Source organism: Streptomyces sp. NPDC042371 (genome assembly GCF_056437465.1).
The window spans coordinates 28,627-42,558 of the sequence record NZ_JBWKAP010000023.1 but is presented as its reverse complement, the minus strand read 5'-3'; the positions used below and the strand labels follow the sequence as shown (position 1 = coordinate 42,558).

Sequence of the window (13,932 nt, the reverse complement as noted above, 5' to 3'; positions counted from 1 at the left end):
GCGTCGCGTTCGTCTCAGCGGCAGCTGTAGGACGGGCTGGTGTCCTTCGTCGAGCCGTCCGTGGCGACGAGGTTCCAGGAGAAGCCGGTGTCGGTGAAGTTCAGCTTCACGACGCCGAAGGTGTCGGTGAGCCGCTTCTGGCTGTTGGGCTGGACTTCCTCGATCTTGTACGGGTTGGCGCCGCCCATGCCGCCGAGCAGCTCGACGATGCCGTTGGCGTCGGCCTTGCCGTCCGGGTTCTGCGGGGCGAACCGCTCGTAGTGGTGGTCGTGGCCGTTCAGGACCAGCTCGGCCTTGTTCTCGTAGAGCAGCTTCCAGACCGGGCGGCTCACCGGGTCGTTGCCGTGCTCGCCGGAGGAGTAGAGCGGGTGGTGCCAGTACGCGGCCACGCACTTCTTGGAGTTGGCGGCGAGGTCGTCCTTGAGCCAGTCGATCTGCTCGTCGTCGTCGAAGCTGTTGGAGTCGAGCGCGATGAAGTGCCAGTTGTCCTGGTCGAAGCTGTAGTAGCTCTTGCCGTCGGGGTAGGCCACGGACCCGAAGTAGGACTTGTAGCCCTTGAGCGCGCCCGCCGGGTCGTAGGTCTCGTGGTTGCCGGGGACGGGCTTGGTCTTGCTCTTGAAGGCGCCCCAGGTCTTGTCGTAGTACTTCTGGAAGTCCTTCAGGCGGGCGTCGTCGTACTGGTTGTCGCCCATGGTCATCACGAAGGACGGGTTGATCTGCTTCACCAGGGCGGCGGTCTTGGCGTGCTTGCAGCTGCTGCTGCTCGCGGTGCACTGCTCCGCGATGTCGCCCGCGGCCACCGCCGTGAAGCCTGCGGCCTTCGTGGCGGCGGTGGGGGAGGCGTCGGCCTCCCCGGCGGGGGACCACAGTAGTACGCCGCCGACCAGGGCGAGCGAGGCGCCCGCGGCGATGGGGATGCCCCAACGGGTCTTCTTCGTACGGGAGTTCGTGGCGCTAGGGGTGAGCGGCATGTCCGTCTCCTCGGTTGGCGTGGGGGGGTGCCGGACCGTCTCGGGGAATCTTGGCGACACGGCATGTGCGCGTCAATAACTTGGGGTGAATTATTGTTAGGAAACTTTCCTTCCAGTGTTCACGCGGGGCGCGTGGTGCTCGTGGTGCTAGGGGTGCTCGTGGCGCTCGTGAGGTTGATGGTGTCGGTGAGGCGTCGGCTGTGCGGCGTCGACTCTGGGGCGGTGGTTGCGCCGGGGTTGTCAGTGCCCTCGCCTAGGGTGGCGGGCACGAGTGGCAGGTGCATGAGCTGGGCTGAGTGAGGCGGCGATGGGGATGGACGCGGAGGCGGTGGAGGGCGACGAGGCCGTTCTCGTACGTGCCCGTGCCGCTCTCGTACGATCCTGGGCCGCCGTCTTCCTTCCCGCGGAGGTGCCCCGGGAGGGGCGGATCGCCTTCTGGCGCCCGGACGGCGGGTCCGGGGAGCCCCGCGAAGAGCTGCCGCACGGGGGTGGCGTGCGGGGCGACCTCGTCGTCGCCCGCAAGCACGGCAAGGGCGCGCGGAGCCGCACGGTGCCCGCGGTGTTCCTGCCGGTCGCCGAAGCGGTGCCGCTGCTGCTCCGCGCCGAGCGCCCGCATCCCTCAGCAGCCTGCTGGGGCGCGGCCGCCCGGCACGCGCTGCACCTGGCGGCGCGGGGCAGGCTGCTGCCCGGACTGACCTCGGGGGACCTGGACGCGTGGCGGGCGGGCCCGTTGGACGAGGCCGACATCGTCCACCTGCGCGCCATCGCCGCGGCGCTCCCCGCCGAGGCGCACGCGGTGCCGCTCCCCGGCGGCGGCCCCCTGCTGCTCCCGCAGCCGTTCGCCCTGGTCAGAGCCTTCGTCGACGCGGTGATCGACGACCTGCCGCGCACCCCGGCCGCCGCCCACGCGGTCGGCGCCCCCTTCGCCGCCCGCGAGCCACAGCACCTCACCGGCGCCCGGGAGTGGGCGGCCGAAGTGGCGGCGGGCATGGACGCGGGCGTCCGTGTGTCGCTGCGCCTCGACCTGCGGGCGCACGAGGTGTTCGACGGGGGCGACGCGAGCGGGACGGAGGCCGACCGGGCCACCGGGGGAGCGGCCGATGGCGGCGTCCCCCGGGCCGCCGTGGCCAGTCCCGCCGCCGCCGTCGTCCAGGTGCACAGCCTCGCCGACCCGGCGCTCGTCGCGGACGTGCCGGAACTCTGGGCGGGCACCGACCACTTCGGGCCGCGCGCCCGCGTCGACACGCTGCTCGCGCTGCGCCGCGCGGCCCGCGTGTGGCCGCCGCTCGGCAGACTCCTTGAGCGGCCGACCCCCGACGTGCTGCCGCTGAGCGAAGAGGAGTTGTCCGACCTCTTGGGCGCGGCGGCCGGACGGCTCGCCGCGGCGGGCGTGGCCGTCCACTGGCCCAGGGAGCTCACCCGCGGCCTCACCGCCACCGCCGTCGTCCGCCCCGCCCCCGGCACCGCCGCCGACAACTTCGACTTCTTCAAGACCGAGGAACTCCTCGAATTCCGCTGGCAGCTGGCGCTCGGCGACCAGTCGGACGACCCGCTGACCGAGGCGGAGCTCGACGTCCTCGCGGAGGCGCACCGCCCGGTCGTCCGGCTCCGGGACCAGTGGGTCCTGGTCGACCCCGAGCTCGTCCGCAAGGCACGCAAGCGGGACCTCGGCCTGCTCGACCCGGTGGACGCCCTGTCGGTCGCGCTCACCGGCACCGCGGAGGTCGACGGCGAGCAGGTGCCCGCCGTGCCGGTCGGCGCGCTGGCGATGCTGCGCGAGCGCGTGACGGGCGACCTCGACGTACTGGCCCAGCCGCCGGGCCTGCACGCGACCCTCCGCGACTACCAGCTCAAGGGCCTCGCCTGGCTCGACCGCATGACCTCCCTGGGCCTCGGCGGCTGCCTCGCCGACGACATGGGCCTCGGCAAGACGATCACCCTCATCGCGCTGCACCTGCACCGGAACAGGGACGGCGGATCCGCGCCGACGCTCGTGGTCTGCCCCGCCTCGCTGCTCGGCAACTGGCGGCGGGAGATCGAGCGGTTCGCGCCGGGCACGCCGGTCCGCCGCTTCCACGGCACGGGCCGCACCCTCACCGGCCTCACCGGCGGCTTCGTCCTCACCACGTACGGGACGATGCGCACGAGCGCGCCCGAACTGGCCGCCACGCAATGGGGCCTCGTCGTCGCGGACGAGGCGCAGCACGTCAAGAATCCGCACGCGGCGACGGCGAAGGCGCTGCGCACCATCCCCTCCCCGGCCAGGGTCGCGCTCACCGGCACCCCCGTCGAGAACAACCTCTCCGAGCTCTGGGCGCTGCTCGACTGGACGACCCCGGGCCTGCTCGGCCCCCTGAAGGCGTTCCGGGCCCGCCACGCACGCCTGGTGGAGGGCGGCGACCCCACCGGGACCGGTGCGAACGACGACGCGCTGGACCGCCTCGCCCGCCTCGTCCGCCCCTTCCTCCTGCGCCGCAAGAAGTCGGACCCCGGCATCGCCCCCGAGCTCCCGCCGAAGACGGAGACCGACCACCCGGTCACCCTCACCCGCGAACAGACCTCGCTGTACGAGGCGGTGGTGCGCGAGACCCTGGCCCGCATCGAGGCGTCGGAGGGCATGGCACGCCGCGGCCTGGTCATGAAGCTCCTGATGGCGCTCAAGCAGATCTGCAACCACCCGGCGCAGTACCTGAAGGACGGCGCGCTCACGACCCGCACCGGCCGCCCGCGCTCGGGCAAGCTCGAACTGCTCGACGAGCTCCTCGACACGATCCTCGCCGAGTCGGAGAGCGCGGGCGCCGTCCTGGTCTTCACTCAGTACGTCGAGATGGCACGCCTCCTGGAAGCACACCTGGCCAGTCGGGGGATCCCCACCCAGCTCCTGCACGGCGGCACGCCCGTCGCGCGCCGCGAGGAGATGGTGGACCGCTTCCAGTCGGGCGAGGTCCCGGTCTTCCTCCTCTCCCTGAAGGCGGCGGGCACGGGCCTGAACCTGACGAGGGCGGGCCACGTGATCCACTACGACCGCTGGTGGAACCCGGCCGTCGAGGAGCAGGCCACCGACCGCGCGTACCGCATCGGCCAGACCCAGCCGGTCCAGGTCCACCGCCTGGTCACCGAGGGCACGGTCGAGGACCGCATCGCCGAACTCCTCGCGGCGAAGCAGGCGTTGGCGGACGCGGTGCTCGGCGACGGCGGCGAGGCGGCGCTCACGGAACTGTCGGACGCGGACCTGGCGGACCTCGTCGCACTCAGGAGGACGGCATGACGCCGCAGGGCAGGCCGGGACGGGGCGGCGGCCTCGGCTGGGCCAGCGGAATGAGCGAGACGAGCCGCATGGGCAGCGGCCGCGTCTTCCCCGCCCTGCCCGCGCACCCCGACCCCCAGGCCCCCTTCGCCACCTCCTGGTGGGGCAACGCGTGGATCGACGCGCTGGAGGAGAGCGCCCTGGACCAGGCCCGCCTGGCCCGCGGCCGGACCTACGCACGCGAGGGCGCGGTCGACACCATCACCGTCGCGCCGGGCCGCATCGTCGCGTACGTCCACGGCAGCCGCGCCCGCCCCTACCGCGCGGAGATCCGCATGCGGACGATGCTTCCCGAACACTGGGACCGCTTCCTGGACGCGGTGGCCACCGACCCCGCGCGGATCGCCGCACTGCTCGACAAGGAGATGCCGCACGCCCTGGCCGACGCGGCGGACCGGGCGGACGTCCCCCTCCTCCCCGGCGGACGCGAACTGGCCCCTTCCTGCACCTGCCCCGACCGCGGCCACCCCTGCAAGCACGCCGCCGCCCTCGCCTACCAGACGGCCCGGCTCCTGGACGCCGACCCCTTCGTCCTCCTGCTGCTGCGCGGCGGCGAGGAAGGGGACCTGCTGGACGAACTCTCGCGGCGCAACGCGCAGAAGTCGGCGGCGGAGGCGACGGAGGCGCGACGTGTGGGGGAGCGCGAGCGCCGGGCGGATCCGCAGCCGCCGACCGGCGAACAGGCCTCTGAACAGGCACCCGGACAGTCCCCGGAACCGCCGTCCGAGGACGGCGACGGCGACGGCAACAGCGGCCCCGCCCTCCCCGGCGTCCTGGCCCGCGAGGCCCTGGCCACGGAGTACCGCTCCCCGCTCCCCGCCCCGCTCGCGCCCCCGCCCCACCCGGGCGAGCCCCCGGTCCTGCCCGCGCTTCCCGGCGCCCCGGACCCGACGGCGCTGGAGTTCCTGATCACGGACGCGGCGACCAGAGCCCACGCATTCCTGACGGCGGGCGCGAACCCGTTCCCCGCGGACGCGTCCCCCTGGCACGACGCGGTCCGCCTCGCCGCCTCCCACCCCGGCCTCACGGGCCGCCGCACCTTCAGCCGCCAGTTCGCCGAGCTGGCCAGGTCGGTGGGGAGCACCCCCACGGAGCTCTCCCGGGCGTCGGCGGCTTGGCGCCAGGGAGGAGAGGAGGGCCTCGCGGTCCTGGAATCCCCCTGGGACCCCCCGGCGGGCCCCTTCGACCGGGCCCGCGGTGCCCTGGTCGCGGCCGACCTGCCCCGCATGACGATCCACCGCAACCACCTCACGAACGCGGAGGGCACGCTCCAGCTCCGCTACGGAACGGACGGCCGCTGGTATCCGTACCGGAGCGAGCCCGGCGGCGGCGACTGGTGGCCCGAGGGGGAGGCGGACATGGATCCGGTGGGGGCGCTGGCGGACGTGGCGGAGGCGTAGTTCACGCCCGGAGATGAGCCAGCAGCTCGTCGCCCGCCGGGTACGGACGTTCCTCCGGCAGCAGTCGGGCCGCCGCTGCAAGCCCGTCGCTGCTCCCCTCCCGCCCTTCCTGTGCTTCCCTGACCAGGCCGTGGATCTCCCGCGCGCGGTCGGTGACGTCCGTGATCGAGACCGTCCACTCGTCCGCGAAGCGGCGGGACGCCTCGCCGGACAGGCCCAGTTGGAGGGAGCGGTGGGGGAGGGCGGTCAGGTGGAGGTCGCGTTCCGGGTCCCACTGGACGCGGGCGGGGGAGCGGTGCAGGTCGCGCTTCCAGGCGGCCCGGTCCGGGTGGAGACCGCGGACGTAGTGCGAGAGGCAGGCGTGGCGCAGCGCCCAGTCGAAGCCTTCGCGTGTGATCTCGACCGCTAGGACCGTTTGCTGGCCCTCCTTGGTGGCCCAGCCGCAGCGGTACATCATCCAGAGGAAGGACGGCTTGATCCAGGTCATGCGGTCCCGCTTCCAGGCGGCGGGAAAGCGTCCGGTGCGCGCCGCGGGGACGCCGAGCTCCGGGGCGTACGCCTGGTAGACGGTGATGGTCGTTTCGGTGTGCAGGGCGCGGATCCGGTGGTTCATGGGAGATCAGCGTGCCGCCGCGGATGACGGGCCGCCAGCGAATTTCGGTCGCCGGGTGCGGCCCGTCCGGGTGCGGCCCGTCCGTCCGGTCCGGTCAGAAGTCCACCCGGGTCCGCTCGTCCAGCCGCGCCACCGAGTCCTGCGCGAACTCCTTCTCGTAGTCGCTGCGGATCTCCTCGATCTGGACGTCCCGCTTGCGCGCCTCGGTCGTCGGGTACAGCAGGATCAGTTCGTACGAACGCTCGCGCTCGATCTTGCCGTTGGAGTCACGCCACTGCCCGCGCCCGTCCTGGATGGTCAGCCCGTCGGGGAAGCCCGGCGTGACCTCCTTGTCGATGAAGGCCATGAACTGCTTGTCGGTCACGGCGGGCCCGCCGTCGGGCCGTTCCGTGCCGAAGAAGAGCCGCGTCTCGGTGAAGGGCTTGCCTCGGGCGACGGTCGACGCGGCGGCCGAAGAGGCGGGCGCGGGCTTCGCCCCGTCGTCCAGCGAGGCGTAGGCGGCCGGAGCGCCGACGGCCAGCACGGTGGTGGCCGCTGCGGCCACGGCGAGACGGGTGCCGGAGATGCGGGGGAAGGCGAAGGCCATGGGGGTTCCCTTTCCGGGGAGGGGGTTCAGGGGCACCGGCTCCCGCGCACACGGGACACGGGAGCCGTAGATCCGTGACGGCGGCAAACCGTAGCGGACCCGGGTGCACCCGATGTCCCTTATTCCCGCGTTATGGCCTGATTGGCCCCACGCCGGTTTCACGCGGGCGTGACACGCCCGTACCCAGTCGGTACGTCGTGAGGTCCCGCCACCCCTTCCCCGGGCCGTCCGTCACGATCAGCTGGACGCTGCTCACGTGGCTGGTCAGCGGGAGGGCCGGGGCGAGCCTCGACTCCAGCGCGTCGTAGGCGGCTTCGCAGGTGTCGGGGCCCTCGTCGTTCGCCAGGGTGAGGTGGGGTGCCAGGGGCGGGGTGAAGATGCCGCGGTACGGGAGCGCCTGTGGCCAGTGGGCCGTGAGGGACTCGGTGAGGGCGCGTACCGGGGTCTCGGGCGTCGGCGCGAGGTACAGGACGCCCGGGTAGCGGCGGAACTCGCTGAACGTGAGGGTGAAGGCGGGCCGGGCGGCGAAGAGGTTCGTCAGGTCGGTGTGGGTGGACGGCGTGAAGCGGGACTCGTTGAGGAACGGGTAGAGCACCGTCACGTGGGCCGGGAAACCGGCCCGGACCAGGGAGTTCGCCTCGGGGATGCGGATGGTCAGGGCCGTGTCGCCGGGGAGGTCGGGCCAGCCGTGCGACTCCGCTGCCCCGGCCTCCGCTGCCCCGGCCTCCTCCGCGCGTTCGTGTGTCCCGGTGCTCACTGCGTGCGGCGCAGGTGTGCCGCGAGGTGGTGCTGCAACGGCTGGCCCACCGCCGCGAGATCGTGGGTGAACGTGAGCGTGCCGTCGTCGGTCAGCGTGTAGCGGCGGCGGGTCGCGGTGACGTCCTTGGCGGTGGGGGTGAGCGCCACGTCGTGGGTGGCGAGGTCGACCGTGCCCCCGGCCGCGTGGCCGACCGCGATCTCCGCGATGCCGGTGGGCTGGGTGACCAGTGCCTCCACCCGGCCGTCGGGCTGCAGCCGCCACCAGCCGCTCTCCCGCGCCGCGGGACGCAGCGGGGCGTCGTCGGCGTCGAGCAGCCAGGCCCGGGCCTCGTATCGCAGGAAGGGGCGGCCGTCGTGGCTGAACGTCACCTCCTGCGCGTACGTGAACTCCTCGGGCAGCGTGGGGTATTCGCCCCGGCCCCGGCCGTGCCACCGGCCCAGCAGACCGAGCACGGGCGCGAGCAGCGCGTGCGGGGCGGGCGCCGCCGCGTCCGGGCTGTGGCTCTCGGGGTACGGGTACGGCTGCTCCGGCGCGGAGTCGAACACGGTGGGGCTCCTGGCGGCTGACGAGGGACGGCTGGTGAGGTGACGGGAGCAACCTTAGGGCTCACGCCCCGCCGAACCCACGTGCGCCGCCCACTCGCCACCGGCACCACGCACACCCCGGCACCACGTACGCCCCGGCACCACGTACGCCCCGGCACCACGCACGCCCCGGCACCACGTACACCCCGGCACCACCTACGCCCCCGGCGTCACGTACACCGCCGATACGCCCCTCGGCTCCCCGCTACGGCTGGATCTGTATCCACACCGGCGCATGGTCCGACCCCGGCGCATCCCTCCGTACCGCCGGGTCCCCCTCCTCCACCGAAGGCAGCGCGTTCGCCGCGGCGCCCGGCGCGCCCGTGCCCGCCCCGCGGACCTGGTCCATCAGGCCACGGCTCACCAGGACGTGGTCGATGAGTTCGCGGCGGCCCGCGTGGATGCGGGAGAAGCGCTGGTCGGCCGGGATCAGCGGCGCCACGTTCCACAGCCGCGTCGCGTCGCCCTTGTCCGGGCGGTCGAAGCCCGGCGTGCCGATCTCGGAGCCGGGCGGGCCGAGCAGGATCTGCGTCGTCGCGGCCCCGACCTCGTCGTTGAGGTCCCCGAGCACGGCGACCCGGTGCTCCTGGCCGTCGTTCCGCAGCCGCTGGTCGGCGAGTGCGCGCACCGCCGTCGCCTCGGCCGCGCGGCGGTACAGGGCGTAGGCGCCGTACCGTGCGCGCTCGCCCTCGTCGCGCGGGAAGAAGCGGCCGCCGGGGTAGGTGAGCAGCTTCGACTTGAGGTGGCAGACGACCGCGTCGAAGAAGAACGCCCGGGTCGACACCGTCACCGCGAGGATCCCCCGCCCGGCCCGCGCCGTCGTCCGCCCCGAGTCGTCGGTCTGCACCGGCCGCACCGGGTCGGGGAGGCCGACCTCGTCGGCGACGACGAAGACGGGCAGGCTGGTCAGGAAGCCCACCCGGATGCCCCGGTCGTCCGCGTGCTGCGAGAGCGTGACGTGCCAGGTGCCCTCCAGCATGCCCGCCAGGTCGTCGAGCGCCGCCGGGTCGCCGACCTCCTGCACCCCGAGGACGCTCGGCCGCAGCGCGGTGACCGTCGCCGCGAGCGAGGCCAGCTTCGCCTCGTACGCCGCCTTGTCCTTGGGGCCGAACGGCCCGCCGGGGCGGTAGAGGTTCTCCAGGTTCCACGTGCCGATGATCATCGCCGACTCCCTCGTCCGACTCCCTGGTCCGTGTCCCCTCGGCCGATCGGCGGGTGGGGCCAGCGTGCCCGCGAAACCGTCCCCGCGACAGGGCCGCCGGATGCGCACTCGCACTACCGTGAAGAGATGACGCCGCCTCCGCCGCAAGGCCCCGCCGGACCCGGCACGCACGGCCCCATCGGCCCTACCGGCCCCGCCGACCTCGTCGTCACCGGCTGCACCGCGCTGACCCACGATCCGCAGGGGGAGATCGTCTTCGTCGAGGACGCCACGATCGTCGTGCGGGACGGAACCATCGCCTCCGTCACGGCGGGCGGCCCGGAGGCGCCGCCGGGCGCCGTCCACATCGACGGCCGGGGCACCGTCGCCCTCCCCGGATTCGTCAACTGCCACACGCACACGCCGATGGTGGCCCTGCGCGGCCTCGCCGAGGACCTGCCCGCCCACGCGTGGTTCAACGACTGGATCTGGCCCGTCGAGTCCAATCTGACCGACCGCGTCGTCGGGCTCGGCGCGCGGCTCGCCTGCGCCGAGATGATCCGCGGCGGAGTCACCACCTTCGCCGACCACTACTTCGCCATGGACGAGGTGGCCGCCGCCACCGCGGAGAGCGGCCTGCGCGCCGTCCTCGGCCAGGCCTACTTCAGCACGCAGGGGCCCGAAGGGCGCGCCGCCTCCCTCGACTTCGCGCTCCGGCAGCGGGGTGCCGCCGACGGCCGCATCACCACCTGCCTCGCCCCGCACGCCCCCTACACCGTCGACGATGCCGACCTCGCCGCGACCGCGGAACTCGCCGGGGAGCACGGCCTGCTGGTCCACATCCACGCCGCCGAGAACCACGAGCAGACCGCCAACAGCCTGGCCCGCCACGGCCGCACCCCCATCGAGACCCTGGAGCGCGCCGGACTCCTCGACACCGACGTGCTCCTCGCCCACGTCACCGGCCTCGACCCCGCCCGCGACCTGCCGGTCCTGCGCCGGGCAGCGGAGCGCTCCGGCGGACGCGTCGCCGTCGCCTCCGCGCCCCGCGGCTATCTGAAGTTCGGCTGGGACACGACTCCCGTGCGGGCCCTGCGGGAGGCGGGCGTCCCGGTCGGCCTGGCCACCGACGGCGCCGCGTCCAACAACACCCTCGACGTGTGGGAGTCCATGTCCCTCACCGCACTCGTACAGAAGTCCGTCGAACGTGACCCCGCCTGGCTCACCGCCCGCCAGGCCCTGGACCACGCCACCCTCCAGAGCGCGCGGGCCGTCGGGCTCGGGGACGAGATCGGGAGCCTCGCCGAGGGGCGGCGGGCCGACATCGTCCTCGTCGACATCACAGGACCGCACACCCAGCCGGTGCACGACCTCGCGGCCACGCTCGTGCACAGCGCGCGCTCCGGCGACGTACGCACCACGATCGTGGCCGGGCGGGTCCTGATGCGCGACCGCGAGCTGCTGGCCCTCGATGTGCCCTCCATCGTGGGCGAGTTGAGCGGACTCCTGCCCGAACTCGTCGACCGGAGCCACGGGAAGCGGATCCAGGAGTACGAGGGATAGCGGCGGCGGGGGCGGCCACCGGGACCACCGGGGCGGCTGCCTAGGGTGGGAGGCATGGCGACGACCAGGACACACCAGGCCCCGGGGAATCAGGACGAGCCCGCACGTCAGGACCCGGCCGAGGGGCTCGTCGACGACCCGTACACGGTCTGCGCACGGCTGCGCGACACCGCCCCCGTGCACCGGATCGCGGGCGCCGACGGAAGCCCCGCCTGGCTCGTCACCCGGTACGACGACGTCCGCGAGGCCCTCGCGAACCCGCTGCTCTCGCTCGACAAGAGCCACGCCCTGCCCGGCGGTTACCGCGGCCTCGCGCTGCCGCCCGCCCTCGACGCCAACCTCCTCAACATGGACCCGCCGGACCACACCCGCATCCGGGGCCTGGTCGGCCGCGCCTTCACCCGGCGCCGCGTCGAGCAACTGCGCGCACCCGTCCGGCGCACCGCCGACACCCTCCTCGACGCCGTCGCACCCCTTGACGGCGCCGACCGCGTCGACCTCGTCGCCGCCTACGCCGCACCGCTGCCCATCACCGTCATCTGCGACCTCCTCGGGGTGCCGGACGGGAGCCGCCGCGACTTCCGGGAGTGGACCGACGCCCTCCTCGCGCCCGACCCCGCACACCCAGAGAAGGCGAAACAGGGCGTCGTCGCCATGCTCGGCTTCTTCACCGGGCTCATCGCGGACAAGCGGCGGAGCCCCGCCGACGACCTGCTCTCCGACCTCATCGCGGTGCGGGACGCGGGGGACCGGCTGAGCGAGGACGAGCTGATGTCGCTCGCCTTCCTCATCCTCTTCGCCGGGTACGAGAACACCGTCCACCTCATCGGCAACGCCGTGCTCGCCCTCCTCGACCACCCGGACCAGCTCGCCGCGCTGCGGGCCGACCCCGCCCGACTCCCCGCGGCCGTCGAGGAGTTCCAGCGCTACGACGGGCCCGCGCCGCTCGCCATCCGCCGCTTTCCCCTGCGGGACGTCACGATCGCGGGCGTCACCGTGCCCGCGGGCGAGACCGTGCTGCTCTCGATCGGCTCCGCCAACCGCGACCCCGGGCGCTTCCCCGACCCCGACCGCCTCGACCTCGACCGCGCCACCGCCGGACACGTCGCCCTCGGCCACGGCATCCACCACTGCCTCGGCGCGCCCCTCGCCCGTCTTGAGACCGAGATCGCGGTCGGCGCCCTGATCGAACGCTTCCCGCGCCTCGCGCTCGCCGTCCCCAGGGACGAGATCCGGTGGCGCCCGTCGATCCGTTCCCGGGGTCTGCTCGCACTCCCGGTGATCCTCTGAAAGTTCTCCGAACTTCTTCGCCCGCGAGCGATGAGTTCCGGGAAGCCCGCCGGTCCACCCTTCGCAGACGTATGCGCCCGACGGGTGGAGGAGACACACCATGGGACTTCCGGAGATCGTCACGCGCGAGGAGTGGCTCCTCGCGCGCGAGGAGCTGCTGGCCAAGGAGAAGGCGGCCACCCGCGCCCGCGACGCGCTCAACGCCGAGCGGCGCGGGCTGCCGATGGTCGAGGTCGACAAGGAGTACTACTTCGACGGCTCCGACGGGAAGGCGACCCTGCTCGACCTCTTCGACGGCAGGGACCAGCTGATCGTCTACCACTTCATGTTCGCCCCCGAATGGGATGCGGGCTGCCGCAGTTGCTCCGGGTTCCTCGACCAGATCGGGCACCTCGCGCACCTGCGGGCCCGGTCCACGAACTTCGTCGCCGTGTCGCGCGCGCCCTTCACCAAGCTGCTGACGTTCAAGGCCCGGATGGGCTGGACCGTGCCCTGGTACTCGACGAACGGCGGCGACTTCAACTACGACTTCCTGGCGTCCTCGCCCGAGGAGCCCCACGACGTGCCCGCGATCAACTGCTTCCTGCGGTACGGCGACCGGATCTTCCACACGTACGCGACGTTCGCCCGCGGCCTGGACGGCATCGGCTCCACCACGAGCCTCCTCGACCTCACCGCGCTCGGCCGACAGGAGGAGTGGGAGCTGCCCGCGGGGCGTGCGTCGGTGTACGGGGCTCCCGCGGGCAGCGCGCGGGTCAGGTACCACGACGAGTACGAGCACTGAGCGGACGGAGCCGGGCGCCGGAAAGCCCAGGGGAGAACCCTGGGAAATGCCCCAACTCCGTCTCGATTCCGTCACGTTGCGCATCCACGGGCCCGTCCCGCGCGTTCTCATCGATACAGAGTCTTCGGACAGCGCACGCAACGGAACGACAACGGGGGACAGGGATCATGATGAACGAGCGAGTGGTATTGGAACGTTTTCCCGCGGGCGGACCGCGCGGATCGTGGCCCGCGGAGGAGTTCGCGCGGGACCGGCGCCAGGAGGGCCAGCCCGCCGAGGTCGTCATGGACCTCGCCTCGGACGCCTTCCTGGTGATCGTGCGCGGGGAACTGGCAGCGGCAGCGTAGGGAACGCCCGGGGGAGGGTTCAGGGCGCGGGGAACTGCGCGACAAGCCCCCACCCACCCGCAGCCGGGCAGCTACCCCAAGGCCCCCGAGCCTGAGCCCGACACCTCCCAACCCGGCGGAGCGCTCACGCGCTGAGGGCCCGGGACCACCCCGGCGTAGTCCCCGTCACCCGGCACAGCGCCAGATACAGCGGAATCGGCGGCGTATAGGGGACGTCGTCCGCAGGACGATTGATGAGCACAGGACGGCAGTCCGCGTCCCGCACCACCGCCCCCGCCGAGTAGGCGACAGGAGCGGGCCACTCCATGGCGACGTCGGAGTCCGCGGGCACGATCCACCACCAGCGCGCCCCGTCCTCGTACACACACCCCACGCGGGGCAGCCGGGACATCAGCCGGGGTCCGAACGCCGCGGGCACCGCCACCGCGTCGCGGCCGAGCGGCTCGGTCATGCCCTCGGGCAGATCGAGTCGCAGGGGCGGCGGTGTCGATCTCCCGGCGCGCTGCCGCCGTCGCGACAGACGGACCAAGGTGTTCAGATCCAACGGCCGCACCGTACCCGCGCTCACATGCCCCCCGCCCGTGCC

General features: G+C 73.3%; 13 protein-coding genes. 6 read left to right on the top strand and 7 right to left on the bottom strand.

All coding sequences use genetic code 11. The features are described from left to right. Positions 1 to 14: 14 nt before the first annotated feature. Positions 15 to 971, bottom strand: a complete 957-nt coding sequence (locus AC068B_RS39550) for a metallophosphoesterase family protein (protein WP_478676305.1) — start codon at positions 969 to 971, stop codon at positions 15 to 17. A gap of 307 nt (positions 972 to 1,278) precedes the next feature. On the opposite strand from AC068B_RS39550, the gene AC068B_RS39545 reads away from it, so the two are divergent. Then, positions 1,279 to 4,239: a DEAD/DEAH box helicase gene (locus tag AC068B_RS39545; RefSeq protein ID WP_478676304.1), complete on the top strand. Its 2,961-nt coding sequence runs from the start codon at positions 1,279 to 1,281 to the stop codon at positions 4,237 to 4,239. After that, positions 4,236 to 5,678, top strand: a complete 1,443-nt coding sequence (locus tag AC068B_RS39540) for an SWIM zinc finger family protein (RefSeq protein ID WP_478676303.1) — start codon at positions 4,236 to 4,238, stop codon at positions 5,676 to 5,678. The genes AC068B_RS39545 and AC068B_RS39540 overlap by 4 nt, the downstream gene beginning before the upstream one ends. A 1-nt stretch (position 5,679) precedes the next feature. Here the strand turns inward: AC068B_RS39540 and AC068B_RS39535 are convergent, their stop codons facing one another. The 5 genes from AC068B_RS39535 to AC068B_RS39515 all read right to left on the bottom strand — a co-directional run bounded on the left by AC068B_RS39535 (position 5,680) and on the right by AC068B_RS39515 (position 9,383). Beyond that, complete coding sequence (locus tag AC068B_RS39535; protein ID WP_478676302.1) at positions 5,680 to 6,291, bottom strand: DUF4291 domain-containing protein; 612 nt, start codon at positions 6,289 to 6,291, stop codon at positions 5,680 to 5,682. A 94-nt stretch (positions 6,292 to 6,385) separates the two neighbouring features. Continuing rightward, a complete protein-coding gene (locus AC068B_RS39530) occupies positions 6,386 to 6,877 on the bottom strand; it encodes a DUF3574 domain-containing protein (RefSeq protein ID WP_478676301.1) in 492 nt (163 codons plus the stop codon). A 130-nt stretch (positions 6,878 to 7,007) separates the two neighbouring features. Then, positions 7,008 to 7,634 carry a 2'-5' RNA ligase family protein gene (locus tag AC068B_RS39525; protein ID WP_478676300.1) on the bottom strand — a complete coding sequence of 209 codons (627 nt, stop codon included), beginning with the start codon at positions 7,632 to 7,634 and terminating at the stop codon, positions 7,008 to 7,010. After that, positions 7,631 to 8,182: a nitrobindin family protein gene (locus AC068B_RS39520; RefSeq protein ID WP_478676299.1), complete on the bottom strand. Its 552-nt coding sequence runs from the start codon at positions 8,180 to 8,182 to the stop codon at positions 7,631 to 7,633. The genes AC068B_RS39525 and AC068B_RS39520 overlap by 4 nt, the downstream gene beginning before the upstream one ends. A 244-nt stretch (positions 8,183 to 8,426) precedes the next feature. After that, positions 8,427 to 9,383, bottom strand: a complete 957-nt coding sequence (locus tag AC068B_RS39515; protein WP_478676298.1) for an endonuclease/exonuclease/phosphatase family protein — start codon at positions 9,381 to 9,383, stop codon at positions 8,427 to 8,429. A gap of 126 nt (positions 9,384 to 9,509) precedes the next feature. Here AC068B_RS39515 and AC068B_RS39510 point away from each other — a divergent pair, with 126 nt between their 5' ends. From AC068B_RS39510 to AC068B_RS39495, 4 genes are all read left to right on the top strand, one after another. Next, on the top strand, positions 9,510 to 10,925 hold the full coding sequence (locus AC068B_RS39510) for an amidohydrolase (protein WP_478676297.1): 1,416 nt from the start codon (positions 9,510 to 9,512) through the stop codon (positions 10,923 to 10,925). 54 nt (positions 10,926 to 10,979) lie between these two features. Then, positions 10,980 to 12,215 carry a cytochrome P450 family protein gene (locus tag AC068B_RS39505; protein ID WP_478676296.1) on the top strand — a complete coding sequence of 412 codons (1,236 nt, stop codon included), beginning with the start codon at positions 10,980 to 10,982 and terminating at the stop codon, positions 12,213 to 12,215. Positions 12,216 to 12,315: 100 nt separating this feature from the next. Further along, the gene (locus tag AC068B_RS39500; protein WP_478676295.1) at positions 12,316 to 12,999 is read left to right on the top strand and encodes a DUF899 domain-containing protein; all 684 of its coding nucleotides are present in this window, start codon (positions 12,316 to 12,318) and stop codon (positions 12,997 to 12,999) included. A gap of 167 nt (positions 13,000 to 13,166) precedes the next feature. Continuing rightward, on the top strand, positions 13,167 to 13,346 hold the full coding sequence (locus AC068B_RS39495) for a hypothetical protein (RefSeq protein WP_356264528.1): 180 nt from the start codon (positions 13,167 to 13,169) through the stop codon (positions 13,344 to 13,346). A gap of 124 nt (positions 13,347 to 13,470) precedes the next feature. Here the strand turns inward: AC068B_RS39495 and AC068B_RS39490 are convergent, their stop codons facing one another. Beyond that, on the bottom strand, positions 13,471 to 13,890 hold the full coding sequence (locus tag AC068B_RS39490) for a hypothetical protein (protein ID WP_478676294.1): 420 nt from the start codon (positions 13,888 to 13,890) through the stop codon (positions 13,471 to 13,473). Positions 13,891 to 13,932 lie beyond the last annotated feature (42 nt).